The sequence below is a fragment of the Microcoleus sp. OTE_8_concoct_300 genome, from assembly GCF_031383065.1.
Taxonomy (GTDB): domain Bacteria; phylum Cyanobacteriota; class Cyanobacteriia; order Cyanobacteriales; family Microcoleaceae; genus Microcoleus.
The window spans coordinates 1-15,813 of record NZ_JANMZH010000670.1; the positions used below are offsets into that span (position 1 = coordinate 1).

At 45.6% G+C, this 15,813-nt stretch carries 13 protein-coding genes and 1 pseudogene; 10 read left to right on the forward strand and 4 right to left on the reverse strand.

What is annotated here, in order from left to right; genetic code table 11:
- Nucleotides 1–193 precede the first annotated feature (193 nt).
- Nucleotides 194–1,534: a nickel pincer cofactor biosynthesis protein LarC gene (gene larC / locus ACUVJL_RS30340; RefSeq protein WP_445249234.1), complete on the reverse strand. Its 1,341-nt coding sequence runs from the start codon at nucleotides 1,532–1,534 to the stop codon at nucleotides 194–196.
- A gap of 75 nt (nucleotides 1,535–1,609) precedes the next feature.
- Here larC and ACUVJL_RS30345 point away from each other — a divergent pair, with 75 nt between their 5' ends.
- The gene (locus ACUVJL_RS30345) at nucleotides 1,610–2,275 is read left to right on the forward strand and encodes an L-threonylcarbamoyladenylate synthase (protein ID WP_445249235.1); all 666 of its coding nucleotides are present in this window, start codon (nucleotides 1,610–1,612) and stop codon (nucleotides 2,273–2,275) included.
- Nucleotides 2,276–2,344: 69 nt separating this feature from the next.
- On the opposite strand, the gene ACUVJL_RS30350 is transcribed toward ACUVJL_RS30345, so the two are convergent.
- Nucleotides 2,345–2,629, reverse strand: a complete 285-nt coding sequence (locus ACUVJL_RS30350) for a DUF427 domain-containing protein (RefSeq protein ID WP_333280464.1) — start codon at nucleotides 2,627–2,629, stop codon at nucleotides 2,345–2,347.
- 97 nt (nucleotides 2,630–2,726) lie between these two features.
- Between ACUVJL_RS30350 and recQ the strand changes: the two genes are divergently transcribed.
- The 7 genes from recQ (at nucleotide 2,727) to ACUVJL_RS30385 (ending at nucleotide 12,693) form a co-directional block, all read left to right on the forward strand.
- Complete coding sequence (gene recQ / locus ACUVJL_RS30355) at nucleotides 2,727–4,922, forward strand: DNA helicase RecQ (RefSeq protein ID WP_445249236.1); 2,196 nt, start codon at nucleotides 2,727–2,729, stop codon at nucleotides 4,920–4,922.
- A gap of 55 nt (nucleotides 4,923–4,977) precedes the next feature.
- Nucleotides 4,978–6,123, forward strand: a complete 1,146-nt coding sequence (locus tag ACUVJL_RS30360) for a hypothetical protein (RefSeq protein WP_445249237.1) — start codon at nucleotides 4,978–4,980, stop codon at nucleotides 6,121–6,123.
- 217 nt (nucleotides 6,124–6,340) lie between these two features.
- A complete protein-coding gene (locus tag ACUVJL_RS30365; RefSeq protein WP_445249238.1) occupies nucleotides 6,341–7,468 on the forward strand; it encodes an AAA family ATPase in 1,128 nt (375 codons plus the stop codon).
- Nucleotides 7,465–8,169 (forward strand): hypothetical protein, encoded by a 705-nt coding sequence (locus tag ACUVJL_RS30370; protein WP_445249239.1) that lies wholly within the window; start codon nucleotides 7,465–7,467, stop codon nucleotides 8,167–8,169. The genes ACUVJL_RS30365 and ACUVJL_RS30370 overlap by 4 nt, the downstream gene beginning before the upstream one ends.
- A gap of 143 nt (nucleotides 8,170–8,312) precedes the next feature.
- The gene (locus tag ACUVJL_RS30375) at nucleotides 8,313–10,262 is read left to right on the forward strand and encodes a long-chain fatty acid--CoA ligase (RefSeq protein WP_445249240.1); all 1,950 of its coding nucleotides are present in this window, start codon (nucleotides 8,313–8,315) and stop codon (nucleotides 10,260–10,262) included.
- A gap of 151 nt (nucleotides 10,263–10,413) precedes the next feature.
- The gene (locus tag ACUVJL_RS30380) at nucleotides 10,414–10,854 is read left to right on the forward strand and encodes a YlqD family protein (RefSeq protein WP_333442933.1); all 441 of its coding nucleotides are present in this window, start codon (nucleotides 10,414–10,416) and stop codon (nucleotides 10,852–10,854) included.
- 534 nt (nucleotides 10,855–11,388) lie between these two features.
- A complete protein-coding gene (locus ACUVJL_RS30385) occupies nucleotides 11,389–12,693 on the forward strand; it encodes a dihydrolipoamide acetyltransferase family protein (protein ID WP_445249241.1) in 1,305 nt (434 codons plus the stop codon).
- A 13-nt stretch (nucleotides 12,694–12,706) separates the two neighbouring features.
- Here ACUVJL_RS30385 and ACUVJL_RS30390 read toward each other — a convergent pair whose 3' ends face one another.
- Nucleotides 12,707–14,140, reverse strand: a complete 1,434-nt coding sequence (locus ACUVJL_RS30390) for an RNA-guided endonuclease InsQ/TnpB family protein (protein WP_445249242.1) — start codon at nucleotides 14,138–14,140, stop codon at nucleotides 12,707–12,709.
- Nucleotides 14,141–14,215: 75 nt separating this feature from the next.
- On the opposite strand from ACUVJL_RS30390, the gene tnpA reads away from it, so the two are divergent.
- Together tnpA and surE are read left to right on the forward strand one after the other, a co-directional pair.
- Nucleotides 14,216–14,629, forward strand: a complete 414-nt coding sequence (tnpA, locus tag ACUVJL_RS30395) for an IS200/IS605 family transposase (RefSeq protein WP_445249243.1) — start codon at nucleotides 14,216–14,218, stop codon at nucleotides 14,627–14,629.
- A 258-nt stretch (nucleotides 14,630–14,887) separates the two neighbouring features.
- On the forward strand, nucleotides 14,888–15,565 hold the full coding sequence (gene surE / locus ACUVJL_RS30400) for a 5'/3'-nucleotidase SurE (protein ID WP_445249244.1): 678 nt from the start codon (nucleotides 14,888–14,890) through the stop codon (nucleotides 15,563–15,565).
- Between the two features lie 129 nt (nucleotides 15,566–15,694).
- Here surE and ACUVJL_RS30405 read toward each other — a convergent pair.
- A pseudogene (locus ACUVJL_RS30405) lies at nucleotides 15,695–15,813 on the reverse strand (IS5/IS1182 family transposase); the annotation flags it as partial.

Genomic DNA, 15,813 nt, shown 5'->3' on the forward strand with positions numbered 1-15,813 from the left:
TCCCGCCCGTCCAAAAAGGACGGGCGGGACGCCCATCCCACAATAATAATTAAAATTGTAAGTTATTTAATTCGCGATCCTTAGGATTTACGCAGGGGTGGTCAGAAACCGGGTTTTTTACGAAAATACTGCGTTGTGACCAGCAGATTCTGTAAAAAACCCGGTTTCTTTGTCGGAGTGCGTCCAGGACTGATTAAGTTCGATCGTACCAACTTTGCAGCGCCAAGCGGTGAACTTCGCGCCAACTAATATTTTTCACTCTGGCAATCGACGCACAATCTTCGTATTCCGGCTGCACATTAGCAATCATTTGTCCAGACTTTGCAACTTTTATTTGCACTTCGCCGTATTCTGTTTGAACTTTCTGGATTTCTCGGTGCAAAATCGTTCTTTGTTGAGTCGATCGCCTAATTCCCAGAGTAGTAGTCTCGCGAAAGATAACTGCTTCGCAAGCATCCTGAAATTCCGCATGACAAATCGCAGTTAACAACACCCCCAGCCGCGACTTTTTCATCACAATTGGGGCAGTAAAAACATCCAGAGCCCCCGCCGCAAACAAAGCATCGAAAACATAGCCGATCGCCTGCGGACTCAAATCATCAATTTGCGTTTCCAATACACAGATTGCTTCTCGATCGTTAGTTAAATTTTCTTTGCCCGCGAATGACTTCTCTCCAATCCAGAGGCGCAAAATATTAGGAATTGCCAGGTTTCGAGAACCTGCACCCAAACCGATCGCCTGAAGAAGCATCGGCGGTGGCGGGCCGAAACCAGTGGCGAGAGTACAGGCGATCGCAGTTCCCGTAGGAGTACACAATTCGCGATCGATGCCATTGCTATAAACCGGCACTCGGTGCGTTTCCCACAACCGCATCACCGCCGGCGTCGGCACCGCTAACTTACCGTGGGCCGCCTTCACCGTACCGCCACCAGTCGGCATCGCCGAAAAGTAAAACTCCTGAATATCCAACCAATCCAAACCCAAACAAGTACCGACAATATCAACAATTGCATCCGTCGCCCCCACCTCGTGAAAGTGAACCTCGTTTGGCGGGATACCGTGTACGGCACCTTCTGCCTCTGCTAAGAGGCGAAATACGGCCAAACTCCAGGCTTCCACGCGCGGAGGCAATTTTGCAGAGACGATGATCTGCTCAATTTCCGGCAAGTGGCGATGATGAGTGTGGCTAATTTCGGCCTCTGCTTCCCCGTGACTGTGAGAATGTTCTTCCCCGTGATGATGGTGGTGGCCCTCGAAAGTCGGGGATTCCGTTTCCGAGGGATCGAGTGTAAAGTCGGTAGCGGGATTTTCAGGTTTTAACGACAAATCCGCAGCTAAATCGACATAAAATTTAGTTGCTTGTTGAGTATTCCGGTGGACTAATTCCGTCCGCAACTGGTAATCTGTCGAAATGCCGAGCAAATTAAGTTTTTCGATTAGGTAGTCTAAAGGAACGCCGGCGTGGACGAGAGCTCCGATGCACATATCGCCAGCAATGCCGGTTGGACAGTCAAAATAAGCTATTTTATTCATTGTTAACAATTAATTTTCTGCATTGATTGTTTCACTCGATATTTTGATCGCCCACTTAGCCTGCAATATCTTAACATGGCAACTATTTACGAAGTGCATCCAGTTGCACCGCAAAAAGACCGGATCGAGAAAATTAAAAAAGCTCTGAAAGATGGGGCAGTGATGCTTTATCCGACAGATACAGTTTACGCGATCGGCTGCGATATCAACTCCAAGTCGGCAGTAGAACGAGTCAGGCAGATCAAGCAACTCTCCAATGATAAGCCTTTAACGTTCTTGTGTTCCTCTCTGTCAAATATCACCGACTATGCTGCAGTCAGCGATGAAGCATACAGAATTATCAAGCGGTTAATACCCGGGCCTTACACATTTCTGCTGCCAGCTACCAAGTTAGTACCCCGGTTGGTAATGAACCCAAAACGCAAAAGCACGGGAATTCGCGTTCCCGACCACCCGCTTTGTTTTACACTGTTGGAAGCTTTAGGAAATCCGATTATTTCAACATCCGCTCACATTACCACTGATGATGAAGGTGAAGCACCAGTCCCTGCATCAAATGCAGAAAGCTTTGGCAAAGCTGAACTGTTTGACTGTTTTTCAAAGTTAGTGGATGTCATTGTCGATGAGGGTTCCGATCCTGGATATCAAGTTTCTACCATTCTCGATTTGACAGAAGGCGAACCGATTGTTGTTCGCCGCGGTTTGGGATGGGAAGCTGTCGCCGTTTGGGAAAACCAATAAAATTTCAAGGGGCGGGTTAAGCGCCCAATTTGCACAAAACCCGCCCCAAGTTTTTAACTAAAGACTGCTTTAAGCCTCTACCTTAACTCCTTTCCAAAAAGCAATATATCCTGCAATATTTTTAGCAGCATCTTTCGGAGTTGGATAGTACCAAGCAGCATCCTTATTAACTTGTCCGCCGACTTCGACACTGTAGTAACTAGCAACACCTTTCCAACCGCAAGTCGTGTGAGTGCTGCTGTCCTTGAAATACTCGCGTTTGATGGCATCTGCGGGAAAATAATAGTTGTTGTCTACAACTTCGCACTTGTCGCTCTCGGCCAAAACGGCACCATTCCAAATTGCTTTCGGCATCAGTTTCTCTGCTTAAATTGAGATTCTCAATTATTGTAACTGTATTTGTGCTCAAAAAGCATAGAATAGTGTTGAAGTCAACAACCAACTACTGCAAATGTCAGGGTCGATTCCCCCAACATCTCCTGTGCCGCTGTCCCTCGAACAAGCCCTCAAACATTTTTTTGGCTATGACTCTTTCCGCCCGGGACAGCGGGAAATTGTCGAAGCTGCTTTACAAAAACGGGATATGATGATTGTCATGCCGACTGGCGGTGGCAAGTCTTTGTGTTTTCAATTACCGGCACTGTTGAAACCGGGATTGACGGTGGTTGTTTCGCCGTTAATTGCTCTGATGCAAGACCAGGTGGAAGCTTTGCAGGATAATGGAATTGGGGCGACTTTTCTCAACAGCACTTTGAGCCCTCAGGAAACCCGATCGCGCGAAACGGAGATTCAAGAAGGTAAGATTAAATTGCTCTACGTTGCACCCGAACGCTTGCTCGGTGAGAGATTTTTACCGTTTTTAGATATAGTAGCTTCTAAGTTAGGAATTTCGGCATTTGCGATCGACGAAGCCCACTGCGTTTCGGAATGGGGACACGACTTTCGACCAGAATACAGGCAAATGCAACGAGTGCGCGATCGATATCCCGACATTCCCATTATGGGACTAACCGCCACCGCGACCGAGCGCGTCCGCCAAGACATCATCCAGCAGCTAACTCTGCGAAATCCCTACATCCACGTCGCCAGCTTCAACCGCCCCAATTTATACTACGAAGTTCGCCCCAAAACCAAGCATAGTTTTGCCGAAGTTTTGCAAATCATCCAAAAAAAAGGCGGTTCGGGAATTATATATTGCCTCAGCCGCAAAAAAGTTGACGAAGTTGCCTATAAATTGCAACAAAGCGGTATCCAAGCCTTACCATACCACGCCGGCATGAACGATGTCGATCGCGCAACCAATCAAACCCGCTTCATTCGCGATGACGTACAAGTAATGGTAGCCACAGTTGCCTTTGGTATGGGCATTAACAAACCAGACGTGCGGTTTGTAATTCACTACGACTTGCCCAAAAATCTCGAAGGATACTATCAAGAATCCGGCCGCGCAGGCCGAGACAACGAACCCGCCCATTGCAGCTTATTTTACGGCTACGGCGATGTCAAAACCATCGACTACATCATCGAGCAAAAACCAGATCCGCAAGAACAACGAATTGCCCGCCAACAGTTGCGCCGAGTAATCAACTATGCAGAATCCAGCGATTGCCGCCGCACAATCCAGTTAAGTTATTTTGGCGATTCATTCCCGGGAAACTGCGGTACTTGCGATAACTGTTGCAACCAAAAACCCGTCGAAGATTGGACGATTGAGGCAATGAAATTTCTGTCTTGCGTCGCGAGATGCCAAGAAAAATTCGGCATGAATCATATTATTGACGTGCTGCGCGGCTCAAAAAGTCAAAAAGTATTGCAATACCAGCACCACCAACTTTCTACTTACGGAATTGGCAAAGATAGAAGTGCTGATGAATGGAAAAGGTTGAGCCGCTCGCTGTTAAATCAAGGTTTTTTAGACGAAAAAACAGACGGATTTCCCGTTTTGAAACTGAATGAAAAAAGTTGGGAAATTATGAAACGTCAGCGCACCGTTCAAATCGCCATTGAACCGCAGCGCGAAGTAGCGGAAAAAGTTCGGTATTTAGCAGTAGAAGTAGACAGTTTATTTGCCAAACTGCGGACGCTACGCAAACAAATTGCCGACGAACAATTTGTGCCACCTTACGTAGTTTTTGCTGATAAAAGCTTGCGAGACATGGCAGAAAAACGCCCGCAAAATCTCATAGAATTCGAGGAGGTTTACGGCGTTGGCAGCAACAAGCGAGATAAGTACGGTAAGGTTTTCTTGGAGGCAATACGCACTTTTTGCCAAGAACAAGACTTGCCAACTAATACTGCATCTTCTGATGTTGCTAATCTTCCCAATCTTACTAATGTTGCGTCTTATTCGCAGATGCAAACCTGGGAATTATACCGACAAGGTTTGACAGTTCAAGGAATAGCGAATGCGCGGGGGATGAGTCCTAATACTATTTCTGGGCATCTGGTAGAGTTGATGGAGATGGGCTGGGAAGTCGATATAAATTTGTTGGTGGAATCCGAACGCCAGCAGGCGATTGTGAACGCGATTGAAGTTATTGGGGATGAGAGATTGAAAGCGATTTATGAGTTTTTGCAAGAAGTTTATACGTTTGAGGAGATTAAGTTGGTGCGTGCTTGGTGGCGGCAAAATTATGTCAGTTTTTAACCGCAGATGTATGTTGATGAACGCTGATAAACGCTGATAATTGATGGGAGGAAGGGTGCTATTCGGCGCACTTTACGGCTATCATGTGTTGTTTAGTTCACCATACTTCATGCCGTTTCACCTGAGTTCGTATCAGTCCACCCAACTCTTAGTAATTGAGCAGCCTGCACGTTACTCATTGCGACTTCCTAAATGCCTCCTGCACAATAGTTGTAAAAGTTACGAACAGGCAGAAATAATGAAAACTACTGATAATGTGTATAGAATTGATTTGGCTGGGACTCAGTATCAAAACCCTCGCTACTTGCAAAGTCGGGCTAGGATTAATTCCCTCATTGACCATTATATGTCATTGGAAGTTTTGAGCGATCGACTTTCTGATCTGCCCCAGCAATTTTCCACCCCGCAGCCTCGCCTTTGGGATCCCATAGATTGGCAAGGAATCAATCGCGACCAAATTATTGGTGTTAAGCCAGAAATCTTTTTGCAAGTTTTGGCAAGTGCGGCAGAAATTGAAGCTCCCATCCGCAGCTACGGTAGAGAAAGTTGGTGCTATTTACAGCCTATTTACCCGCAAATGGCGCGGTTTATGGGAGGAATTTTTGATGACAATGGCAACATTTTAGAGATAGGTGTCTGGGAAAAAGAAGAACGCCAACATTGCCCGACTTTTAGGAAAATTCACCAGCAACTTAGCGCCGAAAAACTGCAAGTTAAACCGAACTCTGTTAATGGCTGTCAATCGACAGGTGACGCTTGGCAAGATACCTATAAACACGTGATTAGTCGCTTGAGTACCGAGTGGGGAGCTACTTCTGTTTATTTATGGTTGATGGTACACTCAACTGGAGCGTTGCAACAGGCAATTTCCCAGCCTTTACAGGATGAGATAAATCATTTGGCTAAGTTTTGGGGTTTCAGCCGTTGGGCATTCTCCCAGAGTTATTTTAATCAACTGAAAGGCTCTACCACAAACTTGATTGCTTTGCTGAAACATCATCAGATTGAGCGCACGCACGGTAATGATGTGTTTAATACTTCACTCAGTCTCAAACAGCTTTCTTTGGTGTTGGAATTGACTTTTACATTCACGCGAGTGATGGTGCGTCTGCGGCGCTGGAACCGCGAGCTCAGTCGCAGTTATCTCAGACATTTGTTTGGCACTGCGCCGATGGTTGATGCACCGCGCAAGGTCGCTTAAATAGGAATTATGCCAGGGAGCAATTTTTACACTATTTGTGGGGTAAGGTGCCCAGTCCGCACCTAGCTATGTTAAAGTGCGGACTTATCTACTCGTTGGCTCGGCATATAGTAGAATTGATGGAGATGGGGCGGTAATCGGTTTTTGAGGGGATTTTTTAACCGCAGATGCAGGCTGATGAACGCTGATGGACGCTGATGATTGATGGGAGGGAGAAATGAAAATTAAAAAAGTAGCTTTTTGGGATAATGAATTAGATTGGTGTTTTGAACCGATCTATTTTTCCGATTTGGCTTTATTAGTTGGCGTATCTGGTGTCGGGAAAACACAAATTTTGAACTGTATTTGGAATTTACAAGGGATAGCTAATGGTGATTCATTAAACGGTTTAGCATGGGACGTTACATTTTCGACAGTAAAGAATGTTGAGTACCGCTGGCAAGGCGAATTTGAAACAAAAAAAATCCCTGGCATCATTCCTAATAAGGAAGATGAAATTAATAAATTTAGAATTGTTAAAGAAGATCTGTTCAGAGAGGGAAAGAGTATTATAAAAAGAACCTCTAATGAAATTATATTCAAAGGCGAGACAACGCCCAAACTATCGCCGTTTCAAAGTGTAGTTGGAATTTTAAATCAAGAAGAAGATATTTCACCTGTTCAAGATGGTTTTAATAAAATCATTTACAGCGATAATTCGAGGTCACTTAATGGCATTCTCGGTATCCGTCTCAACGTACTATCGCTACTTTCAAATAATAATTTTGATTTGGAAAATGTTCAAGCAAGTGATATGCCAATACTTCTTAAGCTGGCTTTGATTGCTCGCCATTTGCCCAAGCTTTTTGAAAAAATAAAATTTAAGTTTATCGATATTTTCCCTCATGTAGAAAATGTTCAAATAGAAGCAGTAGAAGATAACGAAAATCCATCTTTTACCCGTTTTCCCATTCAAATCAAAGAAAAAGGTGTTAAGGATTGGATTTTCCAAAACAATATTTCTTCAGGAATGCTGAAAACGCTAATTCATATTAGCGAACTTTACTTGTCGCCCGAAGGTACTGTAATCCTGATCGACGAATTTGAAAATAGCTTAGGAATTAACTGTATCGATGTTGTGACAGATTTGATTATGGAAAATAGAAATATCCAATTCATTCTTACCAGCCACCATCCCTACATAATCAATAATATTGGGATGGAATACTGGAAAATAGTAACTCGCAAGGGAGGTGTAGTAACGGTAACTGATGCTAAAGATTTGAACCTGGGAAAATCTAGACATCAGGCTTTTACGCAATTGATTAATCTCGAAGAATATAGCGAAGGAATCAAAGTGGAATGAATCTATATTTTTTAGTGGAAGGGATGCAATCGGAGAGAAAAGTTTATCCAGCTTGGCTAAGTCATCTATTGCCTGAATTAACACGAGTTCAGAGTTACGATGAGGTGAATGAAAACAATTATTATCTGATTAGTGGTGAAGGATATCCCTCATTATATGATTTTATTCCTCCTTCGATTGAGGAAATTAACTTAAGCGGCAAATACAACTATTTTGTCCTGTGTCTTGATGCCGAGGAAAATACTGTTGCCGAACGACACGCGGAAATTATTAATTTTGTAAATCAGGAAAAACTAGAATTAAAAAACGCAGAACTTGTGCTAATTGTTCAGAATCGCTGCTTGGAAAGTTGGCTGCTGGGAAATCGCAATATTTATGCAACACATTCTCAAAAGTTAATACATCCTAAAAATCAATTTTTATTAGATTATACTAAGTATTATGATGTTTCAGTTAATTGTCCTGAAATAATGGGAAAATATCCAGATTTTAATACCCATGCTCAGTTTCATGGAGCTTATTTGAAAGTGTTATTTGAAGCTAAAAATACCACATATTCTAAAACAAGACCGGGAGATGTACTCAAGCCATTTTATTTGGAACAGCTATTGGCAAGGATTCAAGTTCAGCCCGAACAACTGACTACTTTCCGTCATTTCATCGAGTTTTGTAAGATAGTTAAATCCAAAATGCCAAATTAAAAGGTAACAAATAAGATAAAACAGAAATTAAAAAATAGAGACAGATTCACAAACTGGCCCTACGCAAGCAGATACAGTTAGGATACATTTCATACTAGATTTAGATAAAACACTTTAATCTCGCACAAGTCACAAAAATAACTATGAACGGCCCAGCATCTTACGCATCATCTCAAATGACCGATCGCGAACGCGCTAACCTCAGCCGCCTGATCGATTACAGTTCCATTCGATCGATACCCGAAATTTGGGCGATCGTCCAACAGCGCTTTCCTCAAACCGTCGCCCTCCACGACCCCCACAGCCAGCCAGAAATCAAACTCACCTACACCGACCTGTACCAGCAAATCCAGCAATTCGCCGTCGGCTTGCAGGCCCTGGGCATCGAACCAAATCCAGCAGAAGCAGTCCCGAACCGCGTCGCCCTCTTCGCTGACAACAGCCCCCGCTGGCTGATAGCCGACCAAGGCATCATGATGGCCGGGGCCGCCAACGTGGTTCGAGGTGCCACCGCGGACCCTCAAGAACTCCTATACATCATCCAAGACAGCGGCAGTACCGCCTTGGTAGTCGAAAACCTGGCATTACTCAGAAAACTGCAACACCGCCTCCCGGATTTGCCTGTCCAACTCATCGTCCTCCTCTCCGACGAAGAACCGGAAACCAGCCAAACCCTAAACACAGTCAAATTTTCCCAAGTGATGACCACAGGGGCCAACCGTCCCCTCAAACCCACCAAGCACAGCCAGCAAACCCTCGCCACTCTCCTCTACACCAGCGGCACCACCGGCAAACCCAAAGGCGTCATGCTGACTCACGGCAACCTGCAGCACCAACTCACCACCATGGGCACAATTCTCCAGCCCGAAGCCGGCGACGGCGTCCTCAGCATTCTGCCCAGTTGGCACGCCTACGAACGCAGCGTCGAATACTTCCTGCTTTCCCAAGGATGCACGCAAATTTACACCAATATTCGCTATTTCAAACAAGACTTTAAAACTTACAAACCCCAGTACATGGTCAGCGTTCCGCGCATCTGGGACTCGATTTATGAGGCCGTACAAAAGCAATTTCGGGAGCAGCCACCTAACAAACAAAAATTGGTGAATTTCCTGTTATCTTCTAGCCAGCAATACATAGAAGCCCGCCGCATTTACCAAGGATTAACTCTCAGTTTGAAACCGGCTTCTGCTTCGGAAAAACTAATCGCCCGCACCAAAAGCATTCTGTTGTCGCCCGTGCACGCCCTCGCCGAAAAACTGGTTTACCAAAAAGTCAGGGAAGCTACAGGGGGACGCTTAAAATGGGCGATTAGCGGTGGCGGTTCTTTGGCCGCGCATATAGACAATTTCTTTGAAATAGCGAATATCGGTTTATTAGTGGGATATGGTTTAACCGAAACCTCCCCGGTTTTAACCGTCCGCCGCCCTTGGCACAATCTTAAAGGTTCCGCAGGACAGCCTCTAGCCCATACGGAAATTAAAATAGTAGACCCAGAAACTAGACAGCAACTGCCAACAGGCCAGCGCGGTTTAGTATTGGCGCGGGGGCCGCAAGTCATGGCAGGTTATTATCTTAATCCCCAAGCGACTAAATCGGCGATCGACCCCGAAGGCTGGTTCGACACTGGCGATTTGGGCTGGCTGACACCGGGAAACGACTTAATCTTGACCGGGCGGGCCAAAGATACGATCGTCCTCAGCAACGGCGAAAACATCGAACCCCAGCCCATAGAAGACGCCTGCCTCCGCAGCCCCTACATCGACCAAATTATGCTAGTAGGTCAAGACCAGAAATCCCTCGGCGCCTTAATTGTCCCCAATCAAGAAGCCGTGCAGAAATGGGCAGAAACTCAGAATCCCCCATTACACGAAATTGACTGGAATAGCAAGACAATTCAAGATTTATTCCGCAAAGAATTGAACCGAGAGGTGCAAAATCGCCCCGGATACCGCGCGGACGATCGGATTGGCCCGTTCCGGTTGATTCAGGAGCAATTTTCGATGGAAAATGGAATGTTGACCCAGACCCTGAAAATTAAGCGCCCGGTTGTGACGGAACACTACCGCGATATGATTGACGGAATGTTTTGAAATATTCGCAGGACTTGGGGAATGGAGAAGAAAAAATTATCCCAACACCCGAGTCCCGAGTTCGAGTCCTCAGTCCTGGGCCATTAGTTCATGTTTACCAACTAATGACTAATGACTAATACCTAATTCCCAATTGACAATCAACAACTTTATGGAACCACAATTACTCTTGAAGCGATCGATTAACGTTAAAGTCGTCGTTACTCCCCGCTGGAAAGAAGAAGCTCAACAGCAACTCCAAGCCCAAATCAACCAAATAGATTCTCAGCTACAACAGCTCGAAATGCAAGGGCAGCGGATGGTTTCAGAAATCCAAAAGCAAAACCTGCACCCCCCAGGCCCACAAGTAATGCAGCAAATAGAAAACATTCAAGTGCAGGTGAATCAAAGAAAAAGCGAACTGCTAGAACAGAAAAACCAAAACCTGCAACAACTCCAGCAAGTGCAAGTGCTAGACCTCGAACAAGAAGTGAGTCAAGGTCAAATTGACGGCACGTTCACTGTCGGGCTGGGAGAAAACTTGATTCAAAAAATGCAAGTAGAAATTCTCCTCCGCGACGGTATAGTCGAAGAAATTCGAGGTGATATTTAGAAATTGGTAAGTGGTAAGTGGTAATTGGTAATTGGCAATTGATTTGGACTCATTAATCACCCATCTTCCGACTAGAGACTGGCATAATAATAATTATGGCCGATCGCCGATCGCCAATTACCAATTCCCAAACAACCTGTTGTGCATTTAACTTGTATCGAGGGCTTCCTCCGGATGCCATTTGTGTCAATAAACAGGCTAAAACCACCTCTCAACAAGGGTTGTAGCCGAGGATCGCTCCCCCTAAATCCGCCTTAAAAAGGGGACGAAAGAACGCTCTTGCCCCCTAAATGCCCCGAGCCTGCAGGGTGACGAAAGAACGCTCTTGTCCCACCCCCTACTCCCCTTATTAAGCGAGGCGCCGGGGGGATCGAAACTCGACTACCAGCGACATTGATCGTGGGTTTCAGTCTTAATTGGACACAAATCGATCTCCTGCCCACCCCACAAAAGTTTAACTGTATTCGGCCGTGCAATTTAAATGCCTCGGAGCTTACCGATTCCCGATTAGCAACTCAAAAGGACTTTTTACAGATGATTCGCGAAGTTTTCATGCCAGCCCTGAGTTCTACCATGACAGAGGGCAAAATTGTTTCCTGGGTCAAATCGGCTGGAGACAAAGTAGAAAAAGGCGAAACGGTGGTAGTGGTTGAATCCGACAAAGCCGACATGGACGTGGAGTCTTTCTACGAAGGTTATTTAGCAATAATTATCGTACCTGCGGGCGAAGTTGCTCCGGTGGGAGCGGCAATCGCCCTGGTAGCAGAAACAGAAGCGGAAATCGCCATCGCTCAGCAGCAAGGAGGCGCCGCCCCAAGCGCAGCAGCAGCCCCCGCTCCCAGCCCCGCTCCTGTCAGTGCAGCTACATCGTCAGCAGGTTTGCAGCAAAATGTCAGCCGCCAAAACGGCCGCAGCGTCGTTTCTCCCCGCGCTCGCAAGTTAGCTAAAGAATTTAAAGTAGATTTGAATTCTATCAAAGGCAGCGGGCCCAACGGTCGCATTGTCGCAGAGGATGTAGAAGCAGCAGCCGGGAAAGCCCAACCCGCTCCGGTTCAGCAATCGGTAACAGTCCCCGTAGCACCCGCACCGGCACCCTCGGCACCCTCCGCACCGGCCCCCGCACCAGCTAAACCCGCACCTGCACCAGTCCCGGCGGTGGCAGTTTCTGGTCAAAGAGTACCGATGAATGCGCTGCAAAATGCTGTGGTGCGGAATATGGAAGCAAGTTTGAGCGTGCCGTCTTTCCGCGTCGGTTACACAATTACTACTGACAAGCTGGACACACTCTACAAACAAATTAAGTCGAAAGGCGTCACGATGACGGCTATGCTGGCGAAAGCAGTAGCAGTAACTTTACAAAAACATCCTCTGCTGAATGCTTGTTATGTGGAGTCGGGAATTCAACACCGCGCTGATATTAATGTGGCGGTAGCGGTGGCGATGGACGGCGGCGGTTTGATTACGCCGGTGCTGCAAAATGCCGATCGCCTCGATATTTATTCGCTCTCCCGCACTTGGAAGGATTTAGTCGATCGCGCCCGCACCAAGCAGTTGAAGCCTGATGAATACAGCACGGGAACTTTTACTCTTTCCAATTTGGGAATGTTTGGAGTAGACAAGTTTGACGCGATTTTGCCGCCGAATCAAGGCTCGATTTTGGCGATCGGCTCTTCGCGGCAGCAAATAGTAGCAAACGAGGAAGGCTTGATCGGAGTGAAGCGCCAAATGCAGGTGAATATTACTTGCGACCACCGGATTATTTACGGTGCTGACGCTGCATCTTTTTTGCAAGATTTAGCGAAATTGATTGAGACCAATCCTCAATCTTTGACGCTGTGAACGAACCTGACGGTCAACTGAGTACAGTTAGACCGCAGGCTTCTTTTTCCTTTTTTGCAAAGGCTTTTTTGAGTGACGCAGTTCCCTCGCCACTTTCGTAACTTAAGCCAATCTTTTTGATAAGTTTGGCTGAGTTTTCATATCGATCCAAAGATTCTCCGCAGTGACAATAATGCCATCGCTCCGATAATTCTTTAGGGAGTTTGTTGAGGCAATTCCAGCAATGTTGAGAAGTTCCTTTCGGGTCAACAAATAAAATGCTTTTACCCAATTTCCAGGCAACGTATTTGAGGACAGCAGCGAATTGACCATGAGCAGCATCAAGCATTGATTTACTCAAACCACTTTTAGCTGATTGGCCATTCGCCAAATAAACCAAATTGCCATTTTCAATATCTGTCTTAGGCTTAGCACGCCTGGTCAGATTCTTGATACTCAGGTCTTCAACAACTAAAATATCACATTTACTAAGTAACTCATGTGCTATTTTAAACTGAAAATCCAGTCTAGCCCTAGCTATGGACTGGTGAAGCTTGGAAATCTTGTCCTTGATAATCTTCCAAGGCTTAGAACCCTTAACTCTATTAGCTAGCTTCGCTTGAAGTCTTGCTAATTTCTCAGCCGACTTCCTCAAAAATCTAGGATTTTCAACTCTTTCACCATTGGAAAGGTAAACGTAATTAGTGATTCCTAAGTCAATACCAAGAGTGTTTTCGTCAGTCGGTTGAATTTCTGCAACCGTTACGGGAACCGTTTTATCTTCTAGCGTCAGGGAAATATACCACCCATCCGCTTCTGGGATAACTGTTCCTGTCTTAACCTTGAATCCTGTTGGTATTGGACGATGGAAAACTATCGGTACTTGACCTATTTTCGCGAGGTTAATACAAATCCTATTTTGCTCATCCTTAATAATATCTAAATTGTCTAATTGAGGATAAGTGAAAGATTTGTAGTAGTGAAACCCCTTGAACTTCGGCTTACCTCTACGATTTCCATTTTTGTCGGGCGTGGTAAAATTCGAAAATGAAGTTTCCACTCTATTTACTACATCTTGCAAGACCTGAGAGTCCAACACTTTGTAATCAGGAAATAGTTTTTTTGTGTTTTTCAGATCGGCTAGCTGTATGGTTTGCCACTGCACATAACCGCCTTCAATATTCGAGAAAATATCACCTTTCCTAGTTAAAGGATTGCCTGACTCATCCTTCTTCCTGCCATCTCTAGTTTGCACCCTGGTTAGGGGAATATTTTGATAAATCTCCTCAACAGGAACTATAGAAACAATTAAAGGGCAGGCGTTGATAGGTGTTCTCGTGGATTCCCACCATCTAAACCTTTCACCCAGACGGTAGTTATATTGCCGACGACAGAGTTCTAGATGAGCCACAATCGTTGTTAGTTGGGCTTTTGTGGGCTTGAGGCGGTATTTGTATGTGAGTTGCATTAGAAACTTCCTTTGTTCGACCTTGGCACAGTATAATTGGTGTATGCCAAAAATGCAACACCGACAAGAAAAAATATGAAAAACGACTTTGTGTCAAACGCTCGCTCGGTTTCAGACCTCAAAGCTCATTTAGTTCTGTGTACCAAATATAGACGTAAGGTGTTCAATGCTGAAATGCTAGCCAGACTTAATGAAGTATTTGCCGACCTGAGTGAAAAATGGTCGTGCAAGCTCATAGAATTTAATGGTGAAGAAGACCATATCCACTTCCTGTTTCAGTATTATCCGCAGATGGATTTGTCAAAATTTGTAAATAATATCAAGTCTGTGGCAAGCCGCCGACTCAGAAGCGAATTTCCTGAAAGGGTGCATGAGTTTTATCACAAAGAAGTTCTGTGGAGTAGCTCTTATTTCATAGCATCTTGTGGGGGTGTTACTATTTCAACGCTTAGAAGGTACATTGAAAATCAAGATGCTCCCGAAGTCTAATTGTCGGTTTCCGTCCGCGACAACCGACGCGCCTTTCATCCCTGCGGTGATTTATTCGGGGTACTTCGCGCTAGCGCTCAGATGTATCCCCTTTAAATACACGCCTGGGACTTCCCGGCTGTTAGTTAAACTGAATATGGGCGGTCCACACGCTCCTGCCAGCATTTCTTAATTCGACCAATCCGATTTACCTTCAGCGGTGGCAGCACTGTCTTAAAATCTAAAATCTAAAATCTACAATCTAAAATCTACAATCGAATGACAATAATTTTAACCAACGACGACGGCATAGACGCTCCGGGGATTCAGGCACTTTTGCAGGCTGTCAGCGGCAAAACAATTATGGTGGCTCCGCAGGGGCAGTTGTCGGGCTGCGGGCATCAAGTGACGGCTCACAGTCCGATTCATGTCGATCGGCGATCGTCCTTTGAATATGCTGTAGGGGGAACACCGGCCGATTGCGTACGCATCGCTCTTCATCACGTTTGTGCGAAGCCGGATTTGGTGCTTTCGGGTATTAACGCGGGTGGCAATTTGGGCGTTGACGTGTACATTTCGGGTACGGTTGCGGCTGTGCGTGAAGCAGCCATGCACGGTATTCCGGGCATCGCAATTTCCCACCGGATTAAAAGGCCGCTGGAAATAGACTGGGATGTCGCTACTCGCTGGACATCGCGGGTGTTGGCGGATTTACTGAACCGGGAACCAAAGTCTGGATGTTTCTGGAATGTGAATTTGCCGCATTTAGCGCCGGGAAGTGCGGAACCGGAAATTGTGTTTTGCCGGCCTTCGACACAGCCGCTGCCGGTGGTGTACCGGATGGAGGGAGAATACTTTTATTATGCGGGAGAGTATGGCTCGCGCGATCGGGCGGCGGGGACTGATGTTGACGTGTGTTTTGAGGGTAATATTGCGGTGACAGAGATATCGCTGTGATAGATTTGGGTGATCGAACTATATTTTTTGGGCACGAAAATCTAAATAGACGATGTTAAATTCGATCGGCAACGGAACGTTTCATATTCATAGCTAAAAACAGAGTTCATTAGACCTCTTGCGAAAGTCTCAGGCGATCTCTAATTTAGTCTTTAAAGAAAGTTCATAATTATAAATACCAGCGATCAAATTAAATCTTAATCCGAAGCGCCTTCTTCGATTCCGATATCTTGATGAAAGTATTCTAA